Annotated in this window: 23 protein-coding genes; 10 read left to right on the forward strand and 13 right to left on the reverse strand. The window is 65.7% G+C overall.

Going from position 1 to position 25,300, the window contains the following annotated elements; genetic code table 11:
• Positions 1–33 precede the first annotated feature (33 nt).
• Positions 34–1,056 (forward strand): sugar kinase, encoded by a 1,023-nt coding sequence (locus tag J7396_RS06130; RefSeq protein ID WP_065627734.1) that lies wholly within the window; start codon positions 34–36, stop codon positions 1,054–1,056.
• 182 nt (positions 1,057–1,238) lie between these two features.
• Here the strand turns inward: J7396_RS06130 and J7396_RS06135 are convergent, their stop codons facing one another.
• A complete protein-coding gene (locus tag J7396_RS06135; protein WP_209261151.1) occupies positions 1,239–1,526 on the reverse strand; it encodes a hypothetical protein in 288 nt (95 codons plus the stop codon).
• Positions 1,527–1,691: 165 nt separating this feature from the next.
• Positions 1,692–2,900, reverse strand: coding sequence for an enoyl-ACP reductase FabV (gene fabV, locus J7396_RS06140; RefSeq protein WP_071117713.1), 1,209 nt, complete (start codon positions 2,898–2,900; stop codon positions 1,692–1,694).
• Positions 2,901–3,179: 279 nt separating this feature from the next.
• Between fabV and J7396_RS06145 the strand changes: the two genes are divergently transcribed.
• Together J7396_RS06145 and J7396_RS06150 are read left to right on the forward strand one after the other, a co-directional pair.
• On the forward strand, positions 3,180–6,527 hold the full coding sequence (locus J7396_RS06145) for a winged helix-turn-helix domain-containing protein (protein WP_209261152.1): 3,348 nt from the start codon (positions 3,180–3,182) through the stop codon (positions 6,525–6,527).
• Positions 6,524–6,922, forward strand: a complete 399-nt coding sequence (locus tag J7396_RS06150; protein ID WP_122272054.1) for a hypothetical protein — start codon at positions 6,524–6,526, stop codon at positions 6,920–6,922. The genes J7396_RS06145 and J7396_RS06150 overlap by 4 nt, the downstream gene beginning before the upstream one ends.
• A 138-nt stretch (positions 6,923–7,060) precedes the next feature.
• Here the strand turns inward: J7396_RS06150 and J7396_RS06155 are convergent, their stop codons facing one another.
• The 4 genes from J7396_RS06155 to J7396_RS06170 all read right to left on the reverse strand — a co-directional run bounded on the left by J7396_RS06155 (position 7,061) and on the right by J7396_RS06170 (position 10,713).
• Positions 7,061–7,609: a hypothetical protein gene (locus J7396_RS06155; RefSeq protein ID WP_209261153.1), complete on the reverse strand. Its 549-nt coding sequence runs from the start codon at positions 7,607–7,609 to the stop codon at positions 7,061–7,063.
• Positions 7,610–7,898: 289 nt separating this feature from the next.
• Positions 7,899–8,297, reverse strand: coding sequence for a hypothetical protein (locus J7396_RS06160; RefSeq protein ID WP_029818176.1), 399 nt, complete (start codon positions 8,295–8,297; stop codon positions 7,899–7,901).
• Positions 8,298–8,884: 587 nt separating this feature from the next.
• A complete protein-coding gene (locus tag J7396_RS06165; protein ID WP_014088941.1) occupies positions 8,885–9,517 on the reverse strand; it encodes a response regulator transcription factor in 633 nt (210 codons plus the stop codon).
• Positions 9,514–10,713 carry a sensor histidine kinase gene (locus tag J7396_RS06170; RefSeq protein ID WP_209261189.1) on the reverse strand — a complete coding sequence of 400 codons (1,200 nt, stop codon included), beginning with the start codon at positions 10,711–10,713 and terminating at the stop codon, positions 9,514–9,516. Before J7396_RS06170 ends, J7396_RS06165 begins: the two co-directional genes overlap by 4 nt.
• A 60-nt stretch (positions 10,714–10,773) precedes the next feature.
• On the opposite strand from J7396_RS06170, the gene J7396_RS06175 reads away from it, so the two are divergent.
• The 4 genes from J7396_RS06175 to lldD all read left to right on the forward strand — a co-directional run bounded on the left by J7396_RS06175 (position 10,774) and on the right by lldD (position 14,827).
• Entirely contained in the window at positions 10,774–11,340 is a 567-nt protein-coding gene (locus tag J7396_RS06175) for a PEMT/PEM2 methyltransferase family protein (RefSeq protein WP_008573922.1), read from the forward strand.
• A gap of 217 nt (positions 11,341–11,557) precedes the next feature.
• A complete protein-coding gene (locus tag J7396_RS06180; RefSeq protein WP_031420540.1) occupies positions 11,558–11,980 on the forward strand; it encodes a DUF2141 domain-containing protein in 423 nt (140 codons plus the stop codon).
• Between the two features lie 26 nt (positions 11,981–12,006).
• The gene (locus J7396_RS06185; protein WP_209261154.1) at positions 12,007–13,521 is read left to right on the forward strand and encodes a carotenoid oxygenase family protein; all 1,515 of its coding nucleotides are present in this window, start codon (positions 12,007–12,009) and stop codon (positions 13,519–13,521) included.
• Positions 13,522–13,660: 139 nt separating this feature from the next.
• Positions 13,661–14,827, forward strand: coding sequence for an FMN-dependent L-lactate dehydrogenase LldD (lldD, locus tag J7396_RS06190; RefSeq protein WP_209261155.1), 1,167 nt, complete (start codon positions 13,661–13,663; stop codon positions 14,825–14,827).
• A gap of 137 nt (positions 14,828–14,964) precedes the next feature.
• Here the strand turns inward: lldD and J7396_RS06195 are convergent, their stop codons facing one another.
• Both J7396_RS06195 and J7396_RS06200 read right to left on the reverse strand, forming a co-directional pair.
• Complete coding sequence (locus tag J7396_RS06195; RefSeq protein ID WP_209261156.1) at positions 14,965–15,924, reverse strand: Ku protein; 960 nt, start codon at positions 15,922–15,924, stop codon at positions 14,965–14,967.
• Positions 15,924–16,322, reverse strand: coding sequence for a hypothetical protein (locus J7396_RS06200; protein ID WP_033478792.1), 399 nt, complete (start codon positions 16,320–16,322; stop codon positions 15,924–15,926). The genes J7396_RS06195 and J7396_RS06200 overlap by 1 nt, the downstream gene beginning before the upstream one ends.
• A 150-nt stretch (positions 16,323–16,472) precedes the next feature.
• Here J7396_RS06200 and J7396_RS06205 point away from each other — a divergent pair, with 150 nt between their 5' ends.
• Positions 16,473–16,652 carry a hypothetical protein gene (locus J7396_RS06205; RefSeq protein WP_209261157.1) on the forward strand — a complete coding sequence of 60 codons (180 nt, stop codon included), beginning with the start codon at positions 16,473–16,475 and terminating at the stop codon, positions 16,650–16,652.
• Positions 16,653–16,754: 102 nt separating this feature from the next.
• Here the strand turns inward: J7396_RS06205 and J7396_RS06210 are convergent, their stop codons facing one another.
• From J7396_RS06210 to J7396_RS06230, 5 genes are all read right to left on the reverse strand, one after another.
• Positions 16,755–17,150, reverse strand: coding sequence for a DUF779 domain-containing protein (locus tag J7396_RS06210; RefSeq protein ID WP_011345853.1), 396 nt, complete (start codon positions 17,148–17,150; stop codon positions 16,755–16,757).
• Positions 17,151–17,326: 176 nt separating this feature from the next.
• Positions 17,327–18,856, reverse strand: a complete 1,530-nt coding sequence (adh, locus tag J7396_RS06215) for an aldehyde dehydrogenase (protein ID WP_209261158.1) — start codon at positions 18,854–18,856, stop codon at positions 17,327–17,329.
• Between the two features lie 386 nt (positions 18,857–19,242).
• Positions 19,243–19,761 carry a hypothetical protein gene (locus tag J7396_RS06220; protein WP_011345852.1) on the reverse strand — a complete coding sequence of 173 codons (519 nt, stop codon included), beginning with the start codon at positions 19,759–19,761 and terminating at the stop codon, positions 19,243–19,245.
• A 194-nt stretch (positions 19,762–19,955) separates the two neighbouring features.
• Entirely contained in the window at positions 19,956–20,252 is a 297-nt protein-coding gene (locus J7396_RS06225) for a hypothetical protein (protein ID WP_008573961.1), read from the reverse strand.
• A gap of 110 nt (positions 20,253–20,362) precedes the next feature.
• Positions 20,363–22,501: a TonB-dependent receptor gene (locus tag J7396_RS06230; RefSeq protein ID WP_209261159.1), complete on the reverse strand. Its 2,139-nt coding sequence runs from the start codon at positions 22,499–22,501 to the stop codon at positions 20,363–20,365.
• Positions 22,502–22,657: 156 nt separating this feature from the next.
• Here J7396_RS06230 and J7396_RS06235 point away from each other — a divergent pair, with 156 nt between their 5' ends.
• Positions 22,658–23,860, forward strand: a complete 1,203-nt coding sequence (locus J7396_RS06235) for an amino acid aminotransferase (protein ID WP_014088932.1) — start codon at positions 22,658–22,660, stop codon at positions 23,858–23,860.
• A 267-nt stretch (positions 23,861–24,127) separates the two neighbouring features.
• The gene (locus J7396_RS06240) at positions 24,128–25,138 is read left to right on the forward strand and encodes a class 1 fructose-bisphosphatase (protein ID WP_008573980.1); all 1,011 of its coding nucleotides are present in this window, start codon (positions 24,128–24,130) and stop codon (positions 25,136–25,138) included.
• Positions 25,139–25,300 lie beyond the last annotated feature (162 nt).

Genomic DNA, 25,300 nt, shown 5'->3' on the forward strand with positions numbered 1-25,300 from the left:
CGTCACGCACCACCCAGCCGAGGTAATTGCCGCATGAGCCGTGCCCGTATCCTGTGTTTTGGTGAGTTGTTGCTGCGCCTGGGGGCGCCTGGTCATGAGTTGCTGCTGCAGCAGCCTCGGCTGGATGTGCACTGCGGCGGTGCGGAGGCCAACGTCGGCGTTTCGCTGGCGCATTTCGGCCACGAGGTGGCGATGGTCAGCACGGTGGCGGACAACCCGTTGGGCGCCGCGGTGCTGGGCGAACTGCGCCGGCACGATGTGGATACCCGCCATGTGCGGCGCGTGGACGGCCGCATGGGCCTGTATTTCTTGACCACCGGGGCGATCCATCGCCCCAGCGAAGTGATCTACGACCGCGCCGACTCGGCCTTTGCGCTGGCACCGGCCGACGCCTACGACTGGCCGCGTCTGCTGGAAGGCGCGCAGTGGCTGCACCTGTCGGGGGTGAGCCCGGCATTGGGCGCGGAGGTGGCACAGGCCACGCTGGCGGCGGCACGTGCCGCGCGTGCGGCCGGGGTCAAGGTGTCGTTCGACGGCAATTATCGGCCCAAGCTGTGGCAACGCTGGCAGGGCGATGCGCGCGGCATCCTGCATCAGCTGTTTGCCTGCGCGGATGTGGTGTTTGCCGACTACCGCGACATCGGCGTGGTGCTGGGCGGCGAGTTTGCGCAGGACACGCTGGAAGCGCGCGTGGAAGCGGCCGCGCAGCAAGCCTTCGCTGCCTTCCCGCAGCTGCAGTTGATGGCGTGCACGCAACGCGTGGCGCACAACGTGGACCACCACAGCCTGGGCGCGATGCTGGTGCCGCGCGATGGCGCGGTGGCGCGTGCGCCCAGCGAGGAACTCACCCCCATCATCGACCGCATCGGCGGTGGCGATGCGTTTGCGGCCGGCGTGCTGCATGGCCTGATCGAAGGCTGGTCGTTGGAGGACACGGCGCGCTTCGGCCTGGCCGCCGGTTGCCTGAAGCATTCGATTCCCGGCGATTTCAATCCGCTGTCGGTAGCCGATGTGCAGGCCTGCGTGGGCGATGCGCGGTTTGATGTGAAGCGCTGACGCGCTGGGAATCGGGATTGGGGAATCGGGAATCGGAAGAGCGCTGGATTTCTGCGCTTTTTCTGAAGGTGGTAATCACAGCGCGCGTTCTCTAATGACGAGCAGGCGTTGCGTGCCAGCAGGCGTGGTCTGCGGGCAGTGGGCAGATGCTCGCTAGGTGTTGTCTGCAGCGCTCACGGGTTTCAAGCCGGTCTGCGTGCGCGGCGTTTGTTGATGATCCATGCCATTGCGGTACTCACCAACACCACGCAGACCGATGCCGGAATGCTGAAGAACGACGCAATCAACAGCGCGTTTTGCCACGGCGGTGCCGAGCCGTCCTGCATCACCACGGCGCAGACCACGGTCGTGGTGATCAGCAGATTGATCAGTGCTTTGAGCGCGCCGTGCATCCTGATAAACCGCAACAGCACGGCGCAGACGCCGCTGACCAGAAAGGCCAGGACGAGATGGGCGATGAGTTTGTCCATTGGGGCGGAGATTTGGGATGAGGAAGTGGGATTCGTCACAGCAAAGGCAACCAGCATCGCGTGCCGGTTGTCCTTGCCCCAAAACGTTCGGGTCCGCCGAAGATCAGCGATGCAGCCATCCACCGCTCTTGCCAATCCCTAATCCCCAATCTCTAATCCCGGCAATCACACCAACTCGATGCAATCGAAGGTGACGTCCGTCTCCACATCGGCGTCGTAATCCACGTCGGTGCGCTCGAAGCCGAACAGCTTGAGGAACTCGTGCTTGTAGCCGGCGTAGTCGGTAAGCTCGAACAGGTTCTCGGTGGTGACCTGCGGCCACAACGCCTTGCAGGCGTCCTGCACGTCGTCGCGCAATTCCCAGTCGTCCAGGCGCAGGCGGTTTGCGTCGTCCACCTGCGCCGGCTGGCCGTCTTCGCGGTACAGGCGCTCGCGGAACAGGCGGTCGAGCTGCTCGATGGTGCCTTCGTGCAAGCCCTTTTCTTTCATGATCTTGTAGACCATGGAGATGTACAGCGGCATCACCGGAATGGCCGCGCTGGCCTGGGTGACCACCGACTTGAGCACCGCCACATTGGCGCCGCCACCGCGCTTGGCCAGGCGTGCATTCAAGCGCTGCGCGGTGTGGTCCAGATCGACCTTGGCCTTGCCGAGTGCGCCATGCCAGTAGATCGGCCAGGTGATTTCGGTGCCGATATAGCTGAAGGCCACGCTGCGCGCGCCATCGGCGAGCACACCGGCGCCTTCCAGCGCGTCGATCCACAATTCCCAATCCTGCCCGCCCATCACGGTGACGGTATCTTCGATCTCCTGCGCGCTGGCCGGCTCGATCGAGGCCTGGATGATGGTGTCCTTGTTGGTGTCGATGGCGGTGGCGGTGTAGGTCTGCCCGATCGGCTTGAGCGCCGAGCGCTTCACTTCGCCGCTGCCCGGCAGCTTGCGTACCGGCGAGGCCAGCGAATACACCACCAGGTCGACCTGGCCGCCCATCTCGGTCTTGATCAGCTCGATCACCTGCGCGCGTGCGGCATCGGAAAACGCATCGCCATTGATCGACTTGCTATACAGCCCGGCCGCCTTGGCATGTTTGTCGAATGCGGCCGAGTTGTACCAGCCGGCCGTGCCGGCCTTGCTGGCGGTGCCGGGCTTTTCGAAGAACACGCCCAGCGTGTCCGCACCGAACCCGAAGGCAGCGGTGATGCGCGAGGCCAGGCCGTAGCCGCTGGACGCGCCGATCACCAGCACTTTCCTGGGGCCGTCAGTGCGTACGCCACGCGCACGCGTTGCGGCAATCTGCTCGAGCACATTGCGCTCGCAGCCAAGCGGATGCGTGGTGGTGCAGATGAAACCGCGCACTTTGGGATGGATGATCAACGTGGACTCCTGGTCAGCAAGATGCTGGCGGCATCTTAGTGCGTGTGGCGCGCGCGAAACAGCCTGATGCGTAACACACGCCGCTGTATGGAAGCACGTGAGGCCCACCGCGGGGCAGCCTGACGCCAGCACCTGCGCGCGCGCCGTAACGAACAGCGACCGCAATCGACTTACCCGGCAGCGGGCTGTGCTACGTTTCGGCCCTGCCGTGCCGTGCCTGGCCGCGCCTGAGGGCGATTGTCGAGGCCCCTTCCAGTTGTGCGACCGGTTATTTGAGCGATGTCTCTTCGAAGCGAGCGCGTCACGCAGCTGGGCTCCGTTCCGCGGTTCCGTCTTGGGCCATTGCTGGTCGAGCCCGAGCGGCTGACGCTGATCGACGACGGCCAGACCATCACGCTGGAACCGCGCATGATGGAAGTGCTGATCGCGCTGGCCGAGCGCGCCGGCGAGGTCATCAGCGCCGAGCAGTTGTTGATCGAGGTGTGGCACGGCAGCTTCTACGGCGATAACCCGGTGCACAAGACCATCGCCCAGCTGCGCCGCAAGCTCGGCGACGACAGCCGCCAGCCGCGCTTCATCGAAACCATCCGCAAGCGTGGCTACCGGCTGCTGCCGAAGGTGGTGTTTCCCGACGATTACCGCGGTGCGGTGATCGGTCCGCAGGCGTGGGGGCACGGCAACCCGTACATGGGGCTGCAGGCATTCGACCCGGCACATGCAGACGTGTTCTTCGGCCGCAGCCATGCGATTGCGCAGGTGCTGGGCGCGTTGCGCGCGCAATTGCACAGCCAGCGTGGCCTGGTGCTGGTGAGCGGCGCCAGCGGCTGCGGCAAGACCTCGTTGCTGCGCGCCGGCGTGGTGCCGTTGCTGTGCCAGCCCGGCGGCCTGGATGGGCTGGAGGCCACCGCGGTGGCGTACTGCAACCTGGCGCAATGCCGCGGCGGCGATGTGCTGGATACGCTCGCACGCGCATTAAGCGAGTGGGCACCAGGCGGGCGCGCGGTGTTGTCGCCAGCGCAGACGGCACGCCTGCCCGAATGGCTGCAGCAACCTGCGCCGCTGCATGCGGCCATCGACGAGGCGATGCGCCAAACCGGCCCGGCGCGCGAGAACGTGCACACCCGGCGCCATCTGCTGCTGGTCATCGACCATGCCGAAGCGATGGTGGCCACGCCCGGCATCACGGCCGCCGATCGCGCTGCACTGGCGGCCGCCTTGCACGCGCTGTGCGCCAGCGCGCACGTGGCCGTGCTGATGCTCACCCGCAGCGATTTTTATCCGCGCCTGATCGATGCGCTGCCGGACATCGTCGAGCTCAAACGCGGCGATGGGCACGTGGATCTGCTGCCGCCACGCGATGGCGAGATTGGCCAGATCATCCGCGTGCCGGCAGCGATGGCCGGGCTGCGCTTCGAAGAAGACCACAGCGGCGCCGGCCGCCTGGACGATGTGCTGCGCGATGCCACCACGCGCCAGCCCGATGCGTTGCCGTTGCTGCAACATCTGCTGCATGCCCTGCATGCGCAGCGCAGCGACGACGGCTTGCTGACATTTGCCGCGTATCGCGCCCTGGGCGGCCTGGAAGGCGCGCTGGCGCATCATGCCGAGCAGACGTTTCGCGCATTGCCCTCCAATGCGCAGGCCGCGTTGGGCGAAGTGCTGACGCTGCTGAGCGTGATCCACCCCGACAGCGATGCCGTCACCGCGCGGCGTGCGCTGTGGTCGGCATTGCCGGCGAGTGGCGCAGCGCGCGTGCTGGTGGATGCGTTCGTGCATGCGCGCCTGTTCGTCAGCGAGCTGGTAGCCGGCGAACCGGGCTTTGCGGTCGCGCACGAAGCCTTGTTGCGGCAGTGGCCGCGTGCGGCCGAGTGGATCCATGAAAACCGCCGCCTGCTGCAGGCGCGCAAGCGGCTGCAACTGGCGGCACAACGCTGGGCCGCCGAAGGCCGGCGCAGCGATCACTTGCTCAACAGCGGCCGCCCGCTGAGCGAAGCACGCGAGGCTGCGCGACGCATGCCGCAGGATCTGGACGCCCTGGATCATGCCTTCCTGCGCGCCTGCGAACGCTCGCAACGCCAGCGCCGCAGCGTATACGCCGCCGCCGCCGCACTGCTGGTGGTGCTGGCCAGCGCCTCGCTGCTGCTCGGCTGGCAGGCGCGCCAGGCCCAGCAAGTGGCCGAACAACGCCGCGATCAAGCGCAGCAACTGGTGGGCTACATGCTGGGCGATCTGGCCGAGCAGTTGCGCACCGTGGGCAACCTCAAACTGCTCGATAGCGTCGGCAGCCGTGCGCTGCGGTATCTGGAGGATCTGCCCGAGTCGGGCATGGCAACCGGTGATCTGATCAACCACGCACGTGCGCTGCGTACCACCGGCGAAGTGCTGATGAATCAGGGCAAGCTGGAAGAGGCGCAGGCCGCATTCACGCGTGCCGCGTCCACTGCCGAGCAGGCGCGTACCCAGGCGCCGGACGCAGTGGAGGCGCATGCGGAAATAGGTCAGACGGCGTATTGGCTGGGCAACATGGCCTATCGCAGCAAACAGTTTCCGTTGGCGCGCACCCATTGGTCGCAGTATCTGGCCGCCAGCGAATGGTTGGTGCGCACCGCGCCGGATGATCCACACTGGCAACTGGAGTTGTCGTACGCGCTCAACAATCTTGGCACGCTGGCGCGTAGCGAAGGGCAGGCCAACACGGCGATCGGCTTGTTCGCCCGCTCGATCGCGCTCAAACGCCAAGTATTGGCGCGTACCCCAGACAACGCGTCCGTGCGCTATGAGCTTGTCGACAGCCTTTCCTGGCTGAGTCTGGCGCAGGAAACCCAGGGCCTGCTGGCACCGGCCGAACAGGGCTATCGCGAACAGATCGAAACACTGCGCCTGCTAGTGCAGCACGATCCCGATGCCAACGCCTGGCGACGGCGCATGGCCACCTCGTTGGTGCGCACCTCCAATCTGGCGCTGGCACGCGGTCACCTGGCGCAGGCGCAAGCCGACGCGCAAGCCAGCGTGGGGATGCTGGAACCACTGGTCGCGCAACAGCCGGACAACCGCACCTGGCGCCGCGATCTGGCGCATGCCTATGCGCAGGCCGGCTGGGTGGCCGCGCTGGACGGGCACGCCGCTGCTGCCACACGCCAACTCACCCAGGCGCGGCAAACGCTGGCAGGCGTGCTGGCGCACCAGCCGCTGCCGGAATGGGAATGGCTGGACGCTATCATCGCACTGCGCTTGAATCGGGTGCAGGGACTGCACGGCGACCGTCAGACGGCCAGTCTGGCGGCGATCGTGGCGCGGCTGGATGCCTTGCATCAGGCCAAACCGGCCGACCTGATCGGCGTGTCGGCGCTGGCGACTGCATTGGTCTGGTATGGCGAACAGCTGGACGCCAGCGGCGATCACGTCGGTGCACGCGCCGCCTGGCAACGTGCCGTGGCAGTGCTCGGCGCCGATATCGGCAATAGTCACGACAAGACCTTGCTCGACCCCTGGATTCGCGCACAGATTCATCTGGGTCGGCGCGCTGCCGTGACGCAACAGCTCGGATGGCTGTATCAAGCGGGCTACCGCCACCCGGGATTCGTTTCCCTCTATGCCCCGCTCTTCAAGGAATCACCAACGTCATGACCGATCCCAAGATCATCCCCATCACACTGACCGTGGCGCACGTTGAGTTCGGCGGCAATACCGGCAGGGGCGCCTACTTCTACAGCTTCTCGCCGGACCTGCTCATCTGTGGCAAAGGCGAACAGGGCGTGACCCTGCGCTACGCGTTCTGCAAATCGGTGCCCCACCGCTTCAAGATCATCAGCCTGCTGAATTCCGATTCGACGGGGCAGATCGGCCCGGCGGAAATTGCCTCCGACGGCAGTTGGGTGCAGGTGGTCAATGCCAATGAAAACCGGACACTGATCTTTTTCAGCGTGGTGGTGAAAGATACCCACACCGGCACGCATTTCAGCTGCGACCCCCAGGTCGGCAACGATCCGGAAATTTCGCCGACCGAATTCGGGCGTCACTGATCCTTGGGTCCATCTCCGTCCGACGGTTCGCCGCCGGACGGGAGCCATCGCGCGATCGAGCGATGGCTCAGTTGCACACAATAAGAGACCCGGCCGCCGCGGACCTCCTGCATGCGCGATGAGCCTGCATGCAGGTGCTCAGTTGGTGTCCCGAACGTAGGTATCGATTGCCTTGGGCGTCAGGGCAATCACGCGACCTGCAGGAAAACTGGATATCACATAGTTGTCTGGCGCATCGCTTTTGAAAGGCACGTCGAACGTGGACGCTAGAGTGCGCGCCCACCCTTCCGGGTAGGTGCTGCCGCTGACATGGACAACACTCATCGAAGGCCAATGCACTTGGCGTTTTGTCTGCGGATCCGTCAGGTCGGCCTGGCCGATCAGCACCCGACGCGATTGGAGAGGATGTGTTTTGGCACGTGCTGCTGGCTGCAGCTTGAAGCTATAGGTTCCGCTTTCAGGGTAATACAGCTCGATGATCGATGCCGGTGAGGCGACGGTGACTTGAAATTCTTTCTCGTACCCGGCCTTGGCTGACCTGGTGCCCTCAAGCAGGCGCCACTGGTGATCGGCAATCGGACGCGCCGATACGATGACCGCGCCCCCTTGTTCCAGTATCGGCGCGTCGAGGGTCACGATCAGTCGCGACGATAACGTCGGCTGCTTTGCACAGCCGGTGGCGGCCATGAGCAAACATGCGATAGCCAAAACGGCGCAGCCAATCCGATACCTGCCCATCGTGTCACTTCCTCAACGCTGCACACCAGCATGGCCGCTCCATGCGGCCTTGCGTCTTTATACGTTCCTTCGCATCGACCGTGTTGCTGCGCGTCTAGCGCGTGTCGCCCGATCCTGCAGGATGACGGCGTGCTGCTGCCAGCACGCGGCATCGATCTGGCGCCGCATGCACTGCATGGCGCCTGCTCCTTGCCGCCGCTGCGGGCGTGGTGCATCCCAGGTAACCCTAGGAGCGTGGCTAGATGTCGGCCAACCTGCGCAGACGCTCGTCGCGCTCGGTTCCGTTGCTGAAAGCCGGCTTGATCTGGCCACGGCTCGACCACGTGCCGGCCGTGCCCGTGCCGATGCCCGCGCATTCAGGGTCATCGGTTTGGCCGACCTGGCGTGGGCGACTCGCCAGACCTTGCCGGCAACCTTCTCCATCGAAGCGCCTGATCAGTCGATCACAGGCATGGGCAGCAGTTCCCTGCACTGCCGACGCGCATCCCACGACGACCCGCATGTCGCGTTCGGCGACCGTTTGGATCGGCAGGGCTGCGCGGGGCCAACTGACCGGCAATTCGGCCTGGGTCGACGCCCCCCAGGCGCTGGTGAACAGCACGACGATCAGCATGATGAGGATTCGGACCAGGCGCATGACGGACTCCGCAGCAGACCGGAGCGCGGCGCGTCCCCGGGCGGCGTCGCTGGCCGCCGGATCACCCTTCATGCGCGGCCCCGCGCCAGACCTGACGGCAACCTTACGGTTGCTGGCCGACGCTGGCGGTTGCCCATAAACCCTTATGGAACAGTCACATAGAAATGCAGGCCTGAACGAGCTCGGCACTCGGGACAGCGTGTGGGCGGGGCGAAACGGCAGCAAGTGGTATTGGCCGTACCCTCACCCCCAACCCCTCTCCCGAGGGGAGAGGGGCTTGCTTCGTATCGGGCAGCGAGCAGACTTCGGTCCCCTCTCCGTTCGGAGAAGGTGGCGCGTCGTTGCAGATGGCGATGCGCGCTGGATGCATGGCGGGATCGGCCGGTGAGGCCGACTGCAAGTTCAGGCCACGGCTGAGCTCGTTCGCGTTGGCTGTCTTCCGCCGTACCCTCACCCCAACCCCTCTCCCGGAGGGAGAGGGGCTTAGGTTCTCTTTAGCTCTAGGGCTTTCCGATCCGGTCCCCACCTGCCCGCTTTTCCGAATCCCCAATCTCGAATCCCAAATCCCGATTCCCGATTCCCCGCCCTCAAATCACCCGCAACGTGATCGCCTTCAACACCGCCCGGGTGCGGTCGCGGGTGCCCAGCTTTTCCAGGATGGTGGAGACGTAGTTCTTCACCGTGCCTTCGGCCAGGAACAGGGTGCGGGCGATTTCCTTGTTCGAATAGCCGCCGGCCAGCAGGCGCAAGATCGCCACCTCGCGTTCGTTGAAGGTCTCCCGCGGGGCCTGCTGGTCGCGGAACTGGTAGCGGGCGCGCACCGGGTCGGTGCTGACCGGCTGCAGCAGGGTGTCGCCTGCGGCAACGCGCTCGATCGCCTCGCGCAGGTCTTCCGGGGCGGCGTCCTTGAGCAGGAAGCCCTGTGCGCCGGCCTCGCTGGCGCGTAGCAGCAGGTCGCTGTCGTCGAAGGTGGTGAGCAGCAGCACGGGGGTGCGGTCGCCGCGGGCGCGCAGCTGCTCCAGTGCCTGGATGCCGTCCAGGCCGGGCATGCGGATGTCGCTGAGCACCACGTCCACCGTATGGATGGCCAGCGCATCCAGCAGGCCCTGGCCGTCGTCGGCCTCGCACACCACCTCCACGCCCTGCTGCTGCAACAACGCGCGCAAGCCGGCGCGCACCAGGATCTGGTCGTCGGCCAGGGCAATACGACGTGAACTCATACCGGTAGTCTCGCAATCAGGTGCATGCCGCCTGTGGGTGTGCGGCCAAGGTCCAGCTGGCCATGCAATGCGGCCAGGCGTTCGCGCATGCCGGTAATGCCGTTGCCTTCGCGGATGCGCTCGGCGCGGCGGCCATCGTCGCAGATGTCCACGTGCAACTGTGCGCCTTCGCAATGCAGGTGCACGGCCACTTCATCGGCGTCGGCATGCCGCACGGCATTGGTCAGCGCTTCCTGCACCAGCCGCAGCAGCAGCTCGGCCACGCGCGCATCGGTGACACGCACGTCGGCATCGATCTGCAGGCGCAGCGTCGGGCGCGGGAACGGGGCGGCCAGCGCGCGCAAGGCGGTCTGCAGGTCCAGGCCCTGGTCGTCGCGCAGCGATTGCACCACGTTGCGGATGTCCGACAGCAGTTCAGCCGATAACTGCTCCACCACCGCCACCTCGTTGCGCTGCGCCAGGGCCGGGTCGGCGCTGAGCAGGCGCAGGTTGATGCGCATGGCGGTGAGCTTGTGCCCGGCCACATCGTGCAACTCGCGCGCCAGCCGCAAACGCTCGGCATCGCGCGCACTGTCGGCCAGCAGCGCGCGGGTGGCCAGCAGATCGGCGTTGACGTAGGCCAAGGTGTCGCGCGCCCGCTCGGCACTGCGGGCGTAATGCGCGGTGAGTGCGGCAAAGGCCTGGAAGCCGGCATAGATGCTCACGATCAACAAGGCCCGATCGAAGCCGGCGTGCACTAGCACCGCGTACATGCCCGCGTTCAACACCAGCGCCAGCAGCAGCACGCGCAACGGCGGCCAGGTCATGCCCGCCTGCGCCACCAGCATCACCAGCAGGACCGGCGCGGTGCCGGCACGCGGCTCCATCCAGACCAGCAGCAAGGCCAACGCCGCCTGCAGCAGGGTGGCCACCGTGCGCAATGCATGCGTTTGCGGCAACACGGTGTGCACGACGAACAATGCGGTAAAGCCGGCCAGCGCGCCCCAGCGCCAGGCACCGTAGGCAGACGCATCGGGCATGAACGACAGCGCGACCGCGGCAATGGTGAACGCAGCGGCCAGGCGCAGGGGGTGCAACAGGTGGCGGAAGGAAGAGTTCATGCGGCGATGCTGACCGCCATGCAGGCGCTCGGCAATGGTGCGCAGGCAGAAGGTGACTTCTGGCAGGTGGGATCGATGACCTGCGGCCCCTGGTATGGGTGCAGTGCGCGCGCAGACTGGCCTCATCCACTCACCGCGTTGCCAAGGAGTCACACCATGTCCGCTTCCAGTCTGTTCATCGCGCTCAATCTGGTCTGGGGTGGCTATGAGCTGCTGCTCAGCCGCCGTCGCCGCGCCGGCGATGGTGGCGCGCACGATCAAGGCACCCTGAAATACCTGTGGCGCGTGTTGTCTGCGGCGGTGGCCGTTGCAGTGATGCTGGCCTACAGCGGCCTGGCGCACTGGCCGCTGGGTTGGGCGGGGCCGCTGCAGTGGGCCGGCTGCGCCTTGATCGGCAGCGGGCTGGCGTTGCGCGTGTGGGCCATCCAGGTGCTGGCGCGCTGGTTCACGGTGGACGTGACCATCCAGCCCGATCACCAGTTGGTGCGTCGCGGTCCGTATCGCTGGCTGCGGCACCCGTCGTACACCGGCGCGCTGCTGGCGTTTTACGGGCTGGCGCTGGGCATGGGCAATGCGTTGTCGGTGATGGCGATCGTGGTGCCGGTGACCTGGGTCTTCCTGTACCGCATTCGCATCGAAGAGGCCGCGTTGCAGCGCGCCTTCCCGGTGGCTTACCCGGCGTATGCGAAGCAGAGCCGGCGCCTGCTGCCGCTGGTGTGGTGACGGCGCAGACAGCAGCGGCGTCGCGCATGGATGCCAGGCAGTGCTTCGTCTGCTTGCACCCAGGTTCGGCCCACACGACATGCAACCTGGCGTGCTGCTGCAAGTATGGGCGACCCCTCACGGTCCGATCTGCGACGGCCGCCAGCGCAGCAAGGTGGATACGCTGCGTACGATCGGTCTCACCGCGTCGCATCCCTATCGTTGCCAGGAGAGTTGCATGCTCGCCCGTCCCTATCCCGTTGTTGCGCTCGCATGGCTGCTCGGCAGCGCCGGCGTGCACGCCGCCGACCTGAACGTGGACGTCAGCGGCTTGCGTTCGCAACAAGGCAAGCTGCGCATCGCGGTGATCGCCTCGGCCGCACAACTGGACAGTGCACAGCCGCCGGTGCAAGCGCAGACGCTGCCAATCACCAGCAGCACACCGCACATCCAGTTCAAGAATCTTCCGCCCGGCCGTTATGCCGTGATGATCAATCACGACGAAAACGCCAACGGCAAGCTGGACACCAACCTGATCGGCATGCCGGTGGAAGGATACGGCTTCAGCAACAACCCCACCGGCATGCGCAAGCCTGGCTTGGACGAGATCGTCTTCGACCTGCCGGCCAGCGGGAAGCGCATCAGCGTGCAAATGCGCTGACACCGGCACGCGATAGGAGCGCTGCCATGCACCGTCGTCGCTTTCTGCAATCCCTGTTGGCCGCCGGCGGCAGCGCTGCGCTCGGCAGCTGGATGTTACGCAGTCTGCCTGCACACGCCGCAGAAGCGGCAGCGTTTCATACACAGGTGCAGCGCACACCGTGGCTGCTGGGCTGGCGCAGCGTGACCAGCCCCACCTTCGGGCCGACCACCACGGCAGTGCAGGGCAAGCTTCCCGAAGGACTGGCAGGCAGCCTGTATCGCAATGGCCCGGCCTGGACCGAGCGCGCCGGGTTCCGCTACGAACACTGGTTCGATGGCGATGGCATGGTGCATCGCTGGCAGCTGGGCGGCACCCAGGTGCAGCACGTCGGGCGCATGGTGGCGACGCATAAATTCACCCAGGAACAGCAGGCCGGGCGTTTTCTGTATCGCGCCGCTGGCACCTCCGTGCCCGACATGCAGCCGGTCCGCAATAACGACGACGTCAACACCGCCAATACCTCGGTGGCGATGCTCAATGGCCGGTTGTTCGCATTATGGGAAGCGGGATCGGCGATCGAGCTGGATCCGGATGCGTTGCGCACGCTCGGCCCGGTGACCTGGCGCGACGATCTGGCTGCGATGCCGTTTTCCGCACACCCATTGATCGACCGCGACGGCAGCGCATGGAACTTCGGCTCAATCAATGCGGCAGGCGCCAGCGGCGTGGTGCTCTGGCACCTGGGCGCAGATGCCACGTTGCGTCACGTGCAGCTGCTGCACACCGACGCCCCCGGCTATATGCACAGCTTTGCCATGACAGATCGGCATTTGATTCTGGTCATGGCGCCGTACCGCCGGCTGGACGGCGAGGGCGCGTTCTTCGAAAGACTGCGCTTTACGCCCGAAGCGCCATCGCGGATTGCGGTGGTGCCCAAGGATGCGTTGGACCAACCACGCTGGTTTGAAGCCGACTTTGCGGTGGCATACCACTTTGCCGACGCCTATGCGCATCGCGACCGCATCGTGGTGCGCGCCATCGTGTACGACGATCCGGAGCAGGCGCGCTCGCCAATGCGTGCGGCCATGCACGGCGACCCGGCGGCCGCACCATCACAGGTGCAACTGCGCAGCCTGCATCTGGACCTGAGCAACGGCCGCGCGCACTGGCAGCCGCATCCGGTGGATAATCTGGAATTGCCGTTGTACGACCTCCGCACCCCGACCACCACCGGCGCACGCCTGTATGCGCCATGCATCGATGGGCCCGACAACTCGCCGTTCCTCAATGCCGTGGCCGGCTATGACCTGGAACGCGACCGCCGCCAGGTGCATCGCTACGGGCCGGACGTGCTGGCCGAGGAACATGTGTTCGTCCCCAGGCCCGGCAGCGACCGCCCAGACGATGGCTGGTTGGTCGGCACCGTGCTGGACACCCGCCGCGGCCGCACCGGGCTGATGGTGCTGGACGCACGACATATCGATGCCGGGCCGGTGGCCCAGGCATGGCTTCCGTACGCGCTACCGCTAGGGTTTCACGGGCATTTTGCGCCCGCCTAGGCGGGCGCACAGCAACGGGCATGGCACTGCGTCGAGCCACATCCAGACCTAGAGTGCCGACTCGCTGCCCCGGTGCCGTGCCGTCTTGGATGGATCGTCTTACACTCGGCCGCTCCCCGCCGCTGCCGTCCCCTCTTCGATGATCATTTCCGCCGCTTCCGACTACCGCGCCGCTGCGCAAGCACGCCTGCCGCCCTTCCTGTTCCATTACATCGATGGCGGCGCGTATGCCGAACACACCTTGCGGCGCAATGTCTCGGACCTGGCCGATGTAGCGCTGCGCCAGCGGGTGCTGCGCAATATGTCGGATCTGCGCCTGAGCACCGAGCTGTTCGGCGAAACCCTGGCGATGCCGGTGGCATTGGCGCCGGTCGGCCTCACTGGCATGTATGCACGCCGCGGCGAAGTGCAGGCCGCGCGTGCGGCGGCCGCGCGCGGCATTCCCTTCACCCTGTCCACGGTGTCGGTGTGCCCGATCGAAGAAGTGGCGCCGGCCATCGAACGGCCGATGTGGTTCCAGCTCTATGTGCTCAAGGACCGTGGCTTCATGCGCAATGCGCTGGAACGGGCCAAGGCCGCGGGCGTGACCACGCTGGTGTTCACCGTGGACATGCCCACGCCGGGCGCGCGCTACCGCGATGCGCACTCGGGCATGAGCGGGCCCAATGCCTCGCTGCGGCGCATGCTGCAGGCAGTGACGCACCCCGGCTGGGCGTGGGACGTGGGCTTGCTCGGCAGGCCGCACGATCTGGGCAACATCTCCGCCTACCGCGGCAGCCCCACCGGCCTGCAGGATTACATCGGCTGGCTGGGCGCCAACTTCGACCCGTCCATTGCCTGGAAAGACCTGGAATGGATCCGCGAATTCTGGACCGGGCCGATGGTGATCAAGGGCATCCTGGACCCGGAGGACGCGCGCGATGCGGTGCGCTTCGGCGCCGACGGCATCGTGGTCTCCAACCACGGCGGCCGTCAGCTCGACGGCGTGCTGTCCAGCGCACGCGCGCTGCCGGCCATTGCCGATGCGGTAAAGGGCGAACTGAAGATTCTGGCCGATTCGGGCATCCGCAGCGGGCTGGATGTGGTGCGCATGCTCGCGCTCGGTGCCGATGCGGTATTGCTGGGCCGCGCGTTCGTCTACGCGCTGGCGGCCGCCGGGCAGGCCGGCGTGGAAAACCTGCTGACCCTGATCGAAAAGGAAATGCGCGTGGCGATGACGCTGACCGGCACGCATTCCATCGCCGAGATCAGCGCCGACGCGTTGAGCCGGGTGACGCGCGAGCGGGCAGAGACGATCTCGCCTTGACGCCGCAAGACCGTCGCGCGTGATCGAGCGCTGTGAGCGGTTCGCCAGGCAGCTGACAGAAAGTGCCTCACCATTCGCGGCCAAGCGCGCGCCGACAGGCGGGCATGCCGCCCGTACCGTCCGTGCTGCGCCCCCGCCTATCCCGCCTTGCGCCTGGGCGCGGCCGTCTTGGCGGCAGTCTTCTTGGCCGCCTTGCCTGCGGTCTTCCTGACGGCTTTCTTCGGCGCTTTCTTGGTCGCCGCTTTCTTTGCAGGTGCGCTTGCCGTTTCGGCCGTGCTGGATTTCTTGGCTGGCGTGCGCGTATTGGCCTGCAGGCTCTTCTGCAGCAACGACATGAAGTCCACCACGTTGGTGGTGGCGTCTTCGTGCTGAGGGGGTTCCACGTCCACGGTGGTCGTACCGCCCTTTTCCTGGATGCGCTTGCGCAAGATCTTTTCCAGCTTGCCGCGGAATTCGTCGTGGTAATTCTCCGGCTGCCAGGTGCCGGACATCGACTCGATCAGCTGCTTTGCCATCTCCTGTTCCTTGGGCGTGATGCGGTACTCGCCCACCGCACCGGCCGGCAGCTTGAAGTCCTGCGGGTCCACCACCTCCTGCTGATAACGCAGCAGCAACAGGATCAATGCATCGCCCTGCGGCATCACCGCCGCCAGATACTCGCGGGTGCGGATCACCACCTTGGCAATGCCCACCTTGCCGGTGTCGCGCAAGGTTTCGCGCAACAGCACGTACCCCTTTTCGGCCTTCTTGCCCGGCACCAGGATGTAGGGCTTTTCGAAATAGCGTGGGTCGATGTCGGCTGCATCGACGAAGGTTTCCACCTCGACCGTTTCATGGCTTTCCGGCGCCGCAGAGCGGATATCCTGTTCTTCGACGATGACGTAGCTGCCCTTGTCGTATTCGAATGCCTTGACGATCTCCTTCCACGGCACCTCATCGCCGGTGTCGGCATTGACGCGTTCGAAGCGGATCGGTTTTTTGTCGCGCGAATCCAGCATCCGGAAATGCAGATCCACCTTGCGCTCGCCCGACATCAACGACACCGGCACGTTGAGCAAGCCGAAGGAAAGGGTGCCGGTCCAGATCGGTCGTGCCATCAGTGCGCTGCTCCATGAATTGCGGCTTCGGGAATGTGGTCCAGGGCCAGCCAGGCATCTTCGACAATGTCGCGCACATGCGGCCAGTCCAGTCGCGAGGCTCCACGCATGCTGTCCCACTGCGCAGCCAGGGCCTGCTCGCAATCGATGTCGGCCCCGCGCGGCCAATCGGCAGCGTGGGTGATCCGCGCAAACGCATAGGCCGGCGACAAATCGCGCCAGGTGGGCCCGCCACGCCGGCGGCGGCGCTGGTAATCGGCCAGGCTGTAGCAATGGAAATCCTGCGCCACGCCAGCCGTATCCGGCATGCGTGACTTGCGCGGCGCGCGCCTGGGCGGAGCGGGCTCGACATGGGCACTGAACAGGCGACGGTCGGGACGGCGATCCTGGGGGCGCATGGGCGGCTCCACGGTGCGGCATGGGGGCTGACATCAGTAACGCCGCTGCCGTGAGCCATGCGTGAGAAATTCGCTTGCATTGCGCGATTTGCGTGCCCTTCACCGCAGGCGCGGTGAACTGCTCGCCCATCTTGCTGTTAGGAGTCCACCATGTCCCGCGACCCGTTACGCGACCAACCCACCCAGCCGGGCGAACAACACGGCAAGCGCGACGCCGAACACTATGAAGACCGCGGCGCCGGCGGTGCGCCCGGGCGCCTGATTCCTGCCGATGACCAGACGCCGGCCAAGAAGCCGGGAAGCGCGCCATCGACGGGGACCGATGGCTGAAGAGGTATTCCTGGCGGGTCTCTGGCTGAAAGCGTGGGTTGAAACACAAACCAACCTGCACCAGGCCGATCCGTGATCACGGGGCAAATCTCACCGCGTCGCTCACGCCCGGCCGGCCTGCTGCAACCGTGCGAATTCATCATCGTCAAACAGCCGCGACCGCACCAGGAAGCGCACCCCCTCCCCATTTTCCAGCGAAAACATGCCACCGCGCCCCGGCACCACATCGATGATGAGCTGGGTGTGCTTCCAGTATTCGAATTGCGGCGCGCTGATGTAGAACGGCGCGCCGCCAATCTCGCCCAGCAAGACGTCGCGGTCGCCGACGATGAATTCGCCGACCGCAAAACACATTGGCGAAGACCCATCGCAGCAGCCGCCGGATTGGTGGAACAATACATCGCCATGCTGGGCACGCAGCTTGTCGATCAGCTGCAGTGCCGCCAGCGTGGCCGTTACCTGCGCCGGCAGCTCAGTGCGCGTGGTGCTGTCTTGCATCGGCTAACTCCCGCGGCCGCTCCGGCCGCCTTGTCGAGCACCATATCCTGCCGCTGTGTGCGGGCGTGCATGCACGCGGACACCGTGTGCATGCCTTTGCATCGATGGTTCAACAGAACAAGCCCAGCTGGCTTTCGTGTGCGCAAACATCGAGGCGATCAGCCACGCAGGTGCCGTTAGAAAAACCCCAGCGCCTTCGGCGAATAGCTCACCAACAGGTTCTTTGTCTGTTGATAGTGGTCGAGCATCATCTTGTGATTTTCGCGGCCGATGCCCGACTGCTTGTACCCGCCAAATGCAGCATGCGCCGGGTAGGCGTGATAGCAGTTGGTCCACACGCGGCCAGCCTGGATCGCGCGGCCCATCCGATACAGGCGCGAAGCGTCGCGACTCCAGAGGCCGGCACCCAGGCCGTATAGCGTGTCGTTGGCGATCGCCAGCGCGTCGGCTTCGTCCTTGAAGGTGGTGACCGAGACCACCGGGCCGAAGATCTCCTCCTGGAACACGCGCATCTTGTTGTGCCCCTTGAACACCGTGGGCTTGACGTAAAAACCCTCGGCCAGGTCGCCCTCGAGCGTGTTGCGCTCGCCGCCGATCAGCACTTGCGCACCTTCCTGCTTGCCGATATCGATGTAGGAGAGAATTTTTTCCAGCTGCTCACTGGACGCCTGCGCACCGACCATGGTGTTGGGATCGAGCGGATTGCCCTGCTTGATCGCCGCCACGCGCGCAAGCGCCTTTTCCATGAACCTGTCGTAGATGGATTCCTGGATCAGCGCGCGCGACGGGCAGGTACACACTTCGCCTTGATTGAAGGCGAATAGCACGAAGCCTTCCACCGCCTTGTCGAGAAAATCGTCGTCTTCGGCCATCACATCGGCGAAGAAGATGTTGGGCGATTTGCCACCCAGCTCCAGCGTCACCGGAATCAGGTTCTGGCTGGCGTACTGCATGATCAGCCGGCCGGTGGTGGTTTCGCCGGTGAACGCAATCTTGGCGATGCGCGGGTTGCTGGCCAGCGGCTTGCCGGCCTCCAGGCCGAAGCCGTTGACCACGTTCAACACGCCAGGCGGCAGCAGGTCGCCGATGAGTTCCATCAACACCAGGATCGAGGCAGGCGTCTGCTCTGCCGGCTTCATCACCACGCAGTTGCCGGCGGCAAGCGCCGGCGCCAGTTTCCAGCACGCCATCAGCAGCGGGAAATTCCACGGAATGATCTGCCCCACCACGCCCAACGGTTCGTGGAAGTGATACGCGATGGTGTCGCTGTCGATCTCGGAAATACCGCCTTCCTGCGCGCGGATGGCACCGGCGAAATAGCGGAAGTGGTCCACGCACAATGGCACGTCGGCATTGAGCGTTTCGCGCACCGGCTTGCCGTTGTCCCAGGTCTCGGCGTACGCGAGCAGTTCGAGATTCTGTTCGATGCGGTCGGCGATCTTGAGCAGTACGTTAGAGCGCTCGGTGGTGGAGGTCTTGCCCCACGCCTCCTTGGCCGCGTGCGCAGCATCCAGCGCCGCTTCGATATCCGGAGCGGTGGAGCGCGCGATCGAGGTAAAGATCTTGCCGTTGATCGGCGTGATGTTGTCGAAATACTGACCACCCTTCGGCGCGACCCACTTGCCGCCGATGAAGTTGTCGTAGCGCGGTTTGAAGATCGACTGCGGATCGGTGTTGAGCGGCTTGGTGGCAGGTTGCGCGTTCATCGTGATCTCCTGGCAAGTGGTCCGATGCGAACGTGTATACCCGCGCAAGTGCTAGCGCAATGTCATGTGCGATGCTGTTGCGCTGCGTCATCGTGGAACCGGGATTGACCCTGCCATTCCCGCGAAAAATACGCTGCAGCGCGTCATCGGCCTGACGTCGATGGCACTGCAGCAGGATGGCGTATGCCGCGCCGTTTCGTCTGGCCGCCGGCTTGCGGCATCTGTCGCAACGCAGGTTCGCCAGTGAGGCACTGACACACTGAACATCGGCGAGGAGAGCAAGGCGTGTAGCGCACGCGGCAAGCACGTCGAGTCAATCAACGCAACGCGGGCGGTGACACGACTGCCAGGCTTGTGCATTCACCGAGCTGGCGCTGCCAACCGCGCTAAGGTTTGCCAGTTACCGTCACACCGTGCTCTGCTGCCGTGCCGATGGCCATGGATTGCTCCGGTGGCACTTGGCAGTCGGTTGCCGTTTGTAGCCGGTAAGAGCGCAGCTGCCATGCGGCACTCCGACCGGACTGCTCCCAGGAATAGACCCAACGATGGCGTTGGCCGGCAGTACAGGCGTCGATCGTGATTTCGTCGCGCGGCTGGCCGCGTGCGGGCAGCGGCGCGGCGTTGCTGATGTCATCGGCGCGCGTATTCAACGGACGATCGAAGATGGCGGTGCTGATGCGCACCGCGCCCAGCGCTGCGGCATCGGCCGGCGGCGGCGTTTGCCTGGGCTGCGTCCCCAGCCTGGATTGCTGCTGCAACCACGCGTGGATTTGTGCAATGGCCGGAGTGCCGGCCGGATAGTCGCGCACGATGCGCATGTCCACGTGGTCTGCCCACGCGGCGTTGCAGACCAGCAGGCCGGCCGCCATCGCCGCCAAGTTGACCGTTCGCTTGCAGACCATCATCGTCGCGCTCCATGCCGTGAATGCGTGGCAGAGGCTAGCATGCCGATCTGACGGTGCCTGGCTCGGCGCCGACTTGCTCGGACTCGCGCAGGAGGCTGTCTACCAGAGCGCAACGCGCTGCGAGCACGCACAGGCAGCAGCGCAACCTTCAGTCTCGCCATCGGCTAGTCCCATCGGCACGGCGCAATAGCGCACTAGCCGGCCGCGGTACTTCCTCTCGCACGCCATTGCCGCACTGCCGCAAGCACGCGCTTGCCGTCGGTCGCGCTGCTGTCGCGTGCAGCGTAGTCGTGTGGCCTGGCTTGAACTTGGGCCGCCAACGTTGCGCATGCGGCATGCTGGCCTGCCAGCACGGCGGCACGCTCGGTGGCGTCCAACAGCAGCAGGATCGAAAAGCCGGCGGCCGAGATCGCGCAGTTGATATCCAGCCAAGAGCGATCACCCTCGGAGAGAAGAAACCAGTCGGCAGGGGCGTGGTCGATGACGATCATGCTGGTGCGGTATGGCGTAGGGATTGGTCTGATCGGGACAGGCTCGTCGCGCCCGGGGGCGCTCCTACGAGGCCACGGTGCGTGGTGGTGTGCGGTGCGTGGAATGTTTCTCAGCCGCCAAAATCCCACTGCAATCCCACCGTGTAGGTGCGGTCCGGGCCGGGCTCGTAGTAGCGGCCGTTGCCATCGTTGACGATGACCGAGCCCACGTACTGCCGGTCCAGCACATTGTCGATGCGTGCGAAGGCGCGCAATGCGCCCTGCGTGGTGGTCCAGCGCCGGGAGGCTTCCAGGTTCACCAAGGCGTAGCCGGGTGCACGTTCGGTGGCCAGGTCGTTGACCACGGTGGCGCCGGAGGCCACCGATTCGGCAGCCAACTGCCATTGCGCCGGCTGCCATTGCCAGCGCGCAAACAGTTGCTGGCGCGGCACGCCCGGCAGGCGCGAACCACTGGCCACCAGTGCGGTGGGCGTGGCGCAGCCGCTGCTGGCACAGGTGAGGTAGCCGTCGCGCACGGTGGCATCGACGAAGGTATAGGCCAGCTGCAGCTGCTGGGCGGCACCGATCGGCTGTTGCCAGCTGAGCTCCGCGCCCTGGCGCCGGGTGGCGCCGATGTTGCGATAGGTGCTGCGCCCGTTGGTATTGCTGGCCACCGCCAGCTCGTCGTCGGTGTCGGCGCGGAAGACCGCAAATTCCAGCGCCGCGCCGCTTTGCGCGCGCCACTTGCTGCCCACTTCGTAGTTGCGGCTGGTGGCCGCGCCCAGGTCCAGCGCCAGGCCGGCGCCGCCATCGCTGCGGTAACCCAGTTCGTTGAAGGTGGGCGTTTCGAAACCGCGCCCGACCGACGCGTAAAACCGCAGATCCTCGTCGGCGCGGAACACGATGCCGGCCACCGGCGTGGTCGCCGAATAAGCGCGCTTGCCGCTGTCGTCGGGATTGCGGCCCACGATGTAGTGGTCGTCCGATTCGAAGCGCACGTCGCTATGGCGCACGCCCAGCAGCGCCGACCAGCGCTCGCTCCACTGCCACCACAGCTGCGCGAACTGGTCCACGTTCTGGACCTCATCGCGCTGGTTGCGGCGCAATGCGCCCTTGATGCCGAGTGTGTCGCCGACGAAATTCTCGTAACCGGTGCGGTGCTGGCGCTGGCGGTCGACATTGGTGCCCACGGTCAGCTGCAGCGGCCGGCCCAGCGCTTCGCCCTGCCAGGCCCAGCGCGCATCGGCACCTTCGTAATTGCTGTCCAGATCGATCACCCCGCCCGAATGCAGCGGGTTGCGCTGCACCGCCACCGGAATGGCCAGGGACTGCTCCACGCTGCGCTGGCCGCCATAGGCCATCAGGCGCAGCGTCTGGTTATCCAATTGCTGAGTGAAAATGGCGCCTGCCTGCGACTGGCGCACCGACTTGCGGGTATCGAACTGGGTGGCCACCGACGTGGCCTGTGCCGGGTCGGCAGTGAACTGGGCGCGGGTCAGACCGAGCGGGTCCTGGGCATCGGGTGCGTCCAGATAGTTGAGCACCAGGTCCAGCCGGCGGCCCTCGGCCAGATCGAAGCCGAGCTTGGCATTGACCGAGTCGCGCCTGGCGCGGCTATGCGCACGGAAGCCATCGGTGTCGAAACGATTGGCCGCCACGTTGTAGTGCACCGCACCCTGCTGGCCGAGCAATTGCGCACCGACGTTGACGGTGGCGTTGCTGCCATAGGTGGCGCGCAGACGCCACGGGTCGTCCGGCTGGCCATCGGCGCTCCACAGCTGCAGCACGCCGCCGGAAGAGTTGCCGTACAGCGCCGAAAACGGCCCGCGCAGCACTTCCACCCGTTGCGCGCCCAGCACGTTGAAGTGCGACAGCTGGCCCTGGCCGTCGGGCATGCTGGCCGGGATGCCGTCCACCAACAGCCGCACGCCGCGCACGCCGAAGGTGGAGCGCGCGCCGAAGCCGCGGATCGACAGCTGGGTGTCCTGCGCGTAGTTCTGGCGGTCGCGCGCCACTAGGCCGGGGATGCCGTCCAGCAGCTCGGACACCTGCGCGCCACGGCGGTTGTCGTCATCGGCCGCCACCACGGTGAACGAGGCCGGCAGGTCGAAGTCGTCCACCCCGCGCACGCGCGCTGCGTCCACCTGCACGGCAGGCAGGCGCTGGATCGGCGTGGAGGCGGGCGGCACCGGATCGGCAGCCAGGACGGGCGATGTGGCGCCCGTGGCGAACAGGCCGCAGGCGGCGGCCAACAAGGTGAGTCTGGACATGCAGGTAGTGTCCCTCATCCGTACTGGCAGTGCATTGTTGCGTACGGAACGAAGCATGCTACGCCGGCCATGGGCTGCTACGATGAAGTGGTTTGGCCCAGCAGCGGTCAACGATCCGGAAGTACCCCACTCTTTCGTCCTTCAGCGAGTCATGCCGTGTCCTTCTTTGCAAACGTGGAACAGGTTCCAGGCGACCCCATCCTGGGCCTGACCGAGGCCTACAACGCCGACAGCCGCCCCAACAAGGTCAACCTGGGCGTGGGCATCTATTACGACGAAAACGGACGCATCCCGCTGTTGCGCGCCGTGCACAAGATCGAGCAGCAGCTCGCGCAGGACGCCAAACCGCGCGGTTACCTGCCCATCGACGGCCTGGCCGCGTACGACAAGGCCACCCAGGAGCTGCTGTTCGGCGCCGACTCTGCGCTGGTGACCTCCGGCCGCGTGGCGACCTCGCAGACCGTCGGCGGCAGCGGTGCATTGCGCGTGGGCGCGGACCTGCTCAAGAAGCTGCTGCCCACCGCCACCATCGCCATCAGCAACCCCAGCTGGGAAAACCATCGCGCGGTGTTCGGCGCGGCCGGCTTCGAGGTTGTCGATTACACCTATTTCGATGCCGCCAGCCATGGCCTGAACTTCGACGGCATGCTCGCCGACCTGGCCAAGCTGGAGCCGGGCACCGTGGTGCTGCTGCACGCCTGCTGCCACAACCCCACCGGCGCAGACCTGAGCCGCGAACAGTGGAAGCAGGTGGCGGGGCTGTTGAAGGAACGCAACCTGTTCCCGTTCGTCGACATCGCCTACCAGGGCTTCGACCAGGGCATCGAGGCCGATGCCTATGCGGTGCGCCTGCTGGCTGCCGAAGGCATCGACAGCTACGTGGTCGCCAGCTCCTACTCCAAGTCGTTCTCGCTGTATGGCGAGCGCGTGGGCGCGCTGTCGGTGGTCTCGGCCACTGCCGCCGAAGCCAAGGCCGTGCAGTCGCAGGTCAAGCGCATCATCCGCACGATCTACTCCAGCCCGTCCACGCACGGCGCCGCGCTGGTGGCCGGCGTGCTGACCAGCCCGGAGCTGCGCGATCTGTGGGAGCAGGAACTGACCGAAATGCGCGAGCGCATCCATTCCCTGCGCGCTGGGCTGGTGGAAAAACTCGCCACGCTGGGCGCGCCGGAGTTCGACTTCATCCAGCGCCAGGCCGGCATGTTCTCGTACTCGGGCCTGACCCGGACCCAGGTAGACCGCCTGCGCGACGAGTTCGCGATCTACGCCGTCGGCACCGGCCGCATCTGCGTGGCCGCACTGAGCCAGCGCAACCTGGACTACGTGGCCCAGGCCGTGGCCACTGTCAGCCGGGTGTAATGCAGCGCGGAGCGCCATCGGCGACAGCGGCTGAAGTCATAAGCCGGGAGCGCGCAAGCCTCCCGGCTTTTTTGTGCTTGCTGCTGCACCCTCGCCCCGACGACGCACGGCGTGCTGGATGCGGTAGCGCGGGACAACCCCCCGCTTATCACACGCCATCCGCACATATTCGATCACCGGCGATGCAAACCGCGCATCAAGTGATCGAAATCTAACGCGGCAATGGCGACAATGGCGGCCCACTTCCTACACAGGCTGCCCGTTCCCATGTCGCGTCCCTCGCTGACCCGCTTCCTGATCGAAGAGCAACACGCCGGCCGTATCGATGCGGAATTGCGCCAGCTGATCACCATCGTCTCGCGCGCCTGCAAGCGCATTTCCATCGCCGTGAGCAAGGGCGCCCTGGGCGGCGTGCTCGGCGATGCCGGCACCGGCAACGTACAGGGCGAAGCACAGAAAAAGCTCGATGTGCTCAGCAACGACATCCTGCTCGAAGCCAACGCCTGGGGCGGCCATCTGGCCGCGTGCGCGTCCGAAGAAATGGACCACAGCCAGCCGGTGCCCGACCAATACCCCAGCGGCGATTTCCTGCTGCTGTTCGATCCCTTGGACGGCAGTTCCAACATCGACGTCAATGTTTCGGTCGGCACCATCTTCTCGGTGTTGCGCGCACCCAAGGGCACCGAAAAGCCGGGCGATGAGCACTTCCTGCAGCCGGGCACCCAACAGGTCGCCGCCGGCTACTGTATCTACGGCCCCAGCACCATGCTGGTGCTCACGCTGGGCCACGGTACCCACGCCTTCACCCTGGAGCGCGAAGAAGGCAGCTTCCTGCTGACCCAGGCCAACATGCGCGTGCCCGAAGACACCGCCGAATACGCCATCAACATGTCCAACCAGCGCCACTGGGAACCGGCGATGCAGGCCTACGTGGGCGACCTGCTGGCCGGCAAGGACGGCGCACGCGGCAAGGATTTCAACATGCGCTGGATCGCCAGCATGGTGGCCGACGTGCACCGCATCCTCACCCGCGGCGGCATCTTCATCTACCCCTGGGACAAGAAGGATCCGGGCAAGCCGGGCAAGCTGCGCCTGATGTACGAAGCCAACCCGATGAGCATGCTGGTGGAACAGGCCGGCGGCGCCGCCACCACCGGACGCGAACGCATTCTGGACATCCAGCCGACACAACTGCACCAGCGCGTACCGGTGTTCCTGGGCTCGAAGAACGAAGTGGCCGAAGCGACGCGATATCACCTGGATGCCGATAAGGCGTAAGGCAGCGGGTGCAGCTTGCAAGGCACGCAAACTGGATTCCACAAGACACCCGCCTAGTGCGGGTGTCTTGGTTCATGGCGCCCGCTGATTGCAGCGCTCATTAGACGATGGCAAACGAGGGCCGCCGGCGCGACATGTCTTCATGGGTCGTCATTTGACTCC

It is taken from the genome of Xanthomonas sp. A1809 (assembly GCF_017746015.1).
GTDB lineage: Bacteria > Pseudomonadota > Gammaproteobacteria > Xanthomonadales > Xanthomonadaceae > Xanthomonas > Xanthomonas euvesicatoria.

Bases quoted from the DNA above. Each gene is read 5' to 3' on its own strand.
- J7396_RS06180 (WP_031420540.1), top strand. From the start codon at position 11,558: ATGCTCGCCCGTCCCTATCCCGTTGTTGCGCTCGCATGGCTGCTCGGC.
- lldD (WP_209261155.1), top strand. From the start codon at position 13,661: ATGATCATTTCCGCCGCTTCCGACTACCGCGCCGCTGCGCAAGCACGC.
- J7396_RS06185 (WP_209261154.1), top strand. From the start codon at position 12,007: ATGCACCGTCGTCGCTTTCTGCAATCCCTGTTGGCCGCCGGCGGCAGC.
- J7396_RS06175 (WP_008573922.1), top strand. From the start codon at position 10,774: ATGTCCGCTTCCAGTCTGTTCATCGCGCTCAATCTGGTCTGGGGTGGC.
- J7396_RS06165 (WP_014088941.1), bottom strand. From the start codon at position 9,517: ATGAGTTCACGTCGTATTGCCCTGGCCGACGACCAGATCCTGGTGCGC.
- J7396_RS06130 (WP_065627734.1), top strand. From the start codon at position 34: ATGAGCCGTGCCCGTATCCTGTGTTTTGGTGAGTTGTTGCTGCGCCTG.
- J7396_RS06220 (WP_011345852.1), bottom strand. From the start codon at position 19,761: ATGATGGTCTGCAAGCGAACGGTCAACTTGGCGGCGATGGCGGCCGGC.
- J7396_RS06225 (WP_008573961.1), bottom strand. From the start codon at position 20,252: ATGATCGTCATCGACCACGCCCCTGCCGACTGGTTTCTTCTCTCCGAG.
- J7396_RS06195 (WP_209261156.1), bottom strand. From the start codon at position 15,924: ATGGCACGACCGATCTGGACCGGCACCCTTTCCTTCGGCTTGCTCAAC.
- J7396_RS06205 (WP_209261157.1), top strand. From the start codon at position 16,473: ATGTCCCGCGACCCGTTACGCGACCAACCCACCCAGCCGGGCGAACAA.
- J7396_RS06135 (WP_209261151.1), bottom strand. From the start codon at position 1,526: ATGGACAAACTCATCGCCCATCTCGTCCTGGCCTTTCTGGTCAGCGGC.
- J7396_RS06160 (WP_029818176.1), bottom strand. From the start codon at position 8,297: ATGCGCCTGGTCCGAATCCTCATCATGCTGATCGTCGTGCTGTTCACC.
- J7396_RS06145 (WP_209261152.1), top strand. From the start codon at position 3,180: ATGTCTCTTCGAAGCGAGCGCGTCACGCAGCTGGGCTCCGTTCCGCGG.
- J7396_RS06150 (WP_122272054.1), top strand. From the start codon at position 6,524: ATGACCGATCCCAAGATCATCCCCATCACACTGACCGTGGCGCACGTT.
- J7396_RS06200 (WP_033478792.1), bottom strand. From the start codon at position 16,322: ATGCGCCCCCAGGATCGCCGTCCCGACCGTCGCCTGTTCAGTGCCCAT.
- J7396_RS06210 (WP_011345853.1), bottom strand. From the start codon at position 17,150: ATGCAAGACAGCACCACGCGCACTGAGCTGCCGGCGCAGGTAACGGCC.
- adh (WP_209261158.1), bottom strand. From the start codon at position 18,856: ATGAACGCGCAACCTGCCACCAAGCCGCTCAACACCGATCCGCAGTCG.
- J7396_RS06155 (WP_209261153.1), bottom strand. From the start codon at position 7,609: ATGGCCGCCACCGGCTGTGCAAAGCAGCCGACGTTATCGTCGCGACTG.
- J7396_RS06230 (WP_209261159.1), bottom strand. From the start codon at position 22,501: ATGTCCAGACTCACCTTGTTGGCCGCCGCCTGCGGCCTGTTCGCCACG.
- J7396_RS06240 (WP_008573980.1), top strand. From the start codon at position 24,128: ATGTCGCGTCCCTCGCTGACCCGCTTCCTGATCGAAGAGCAACACGCC.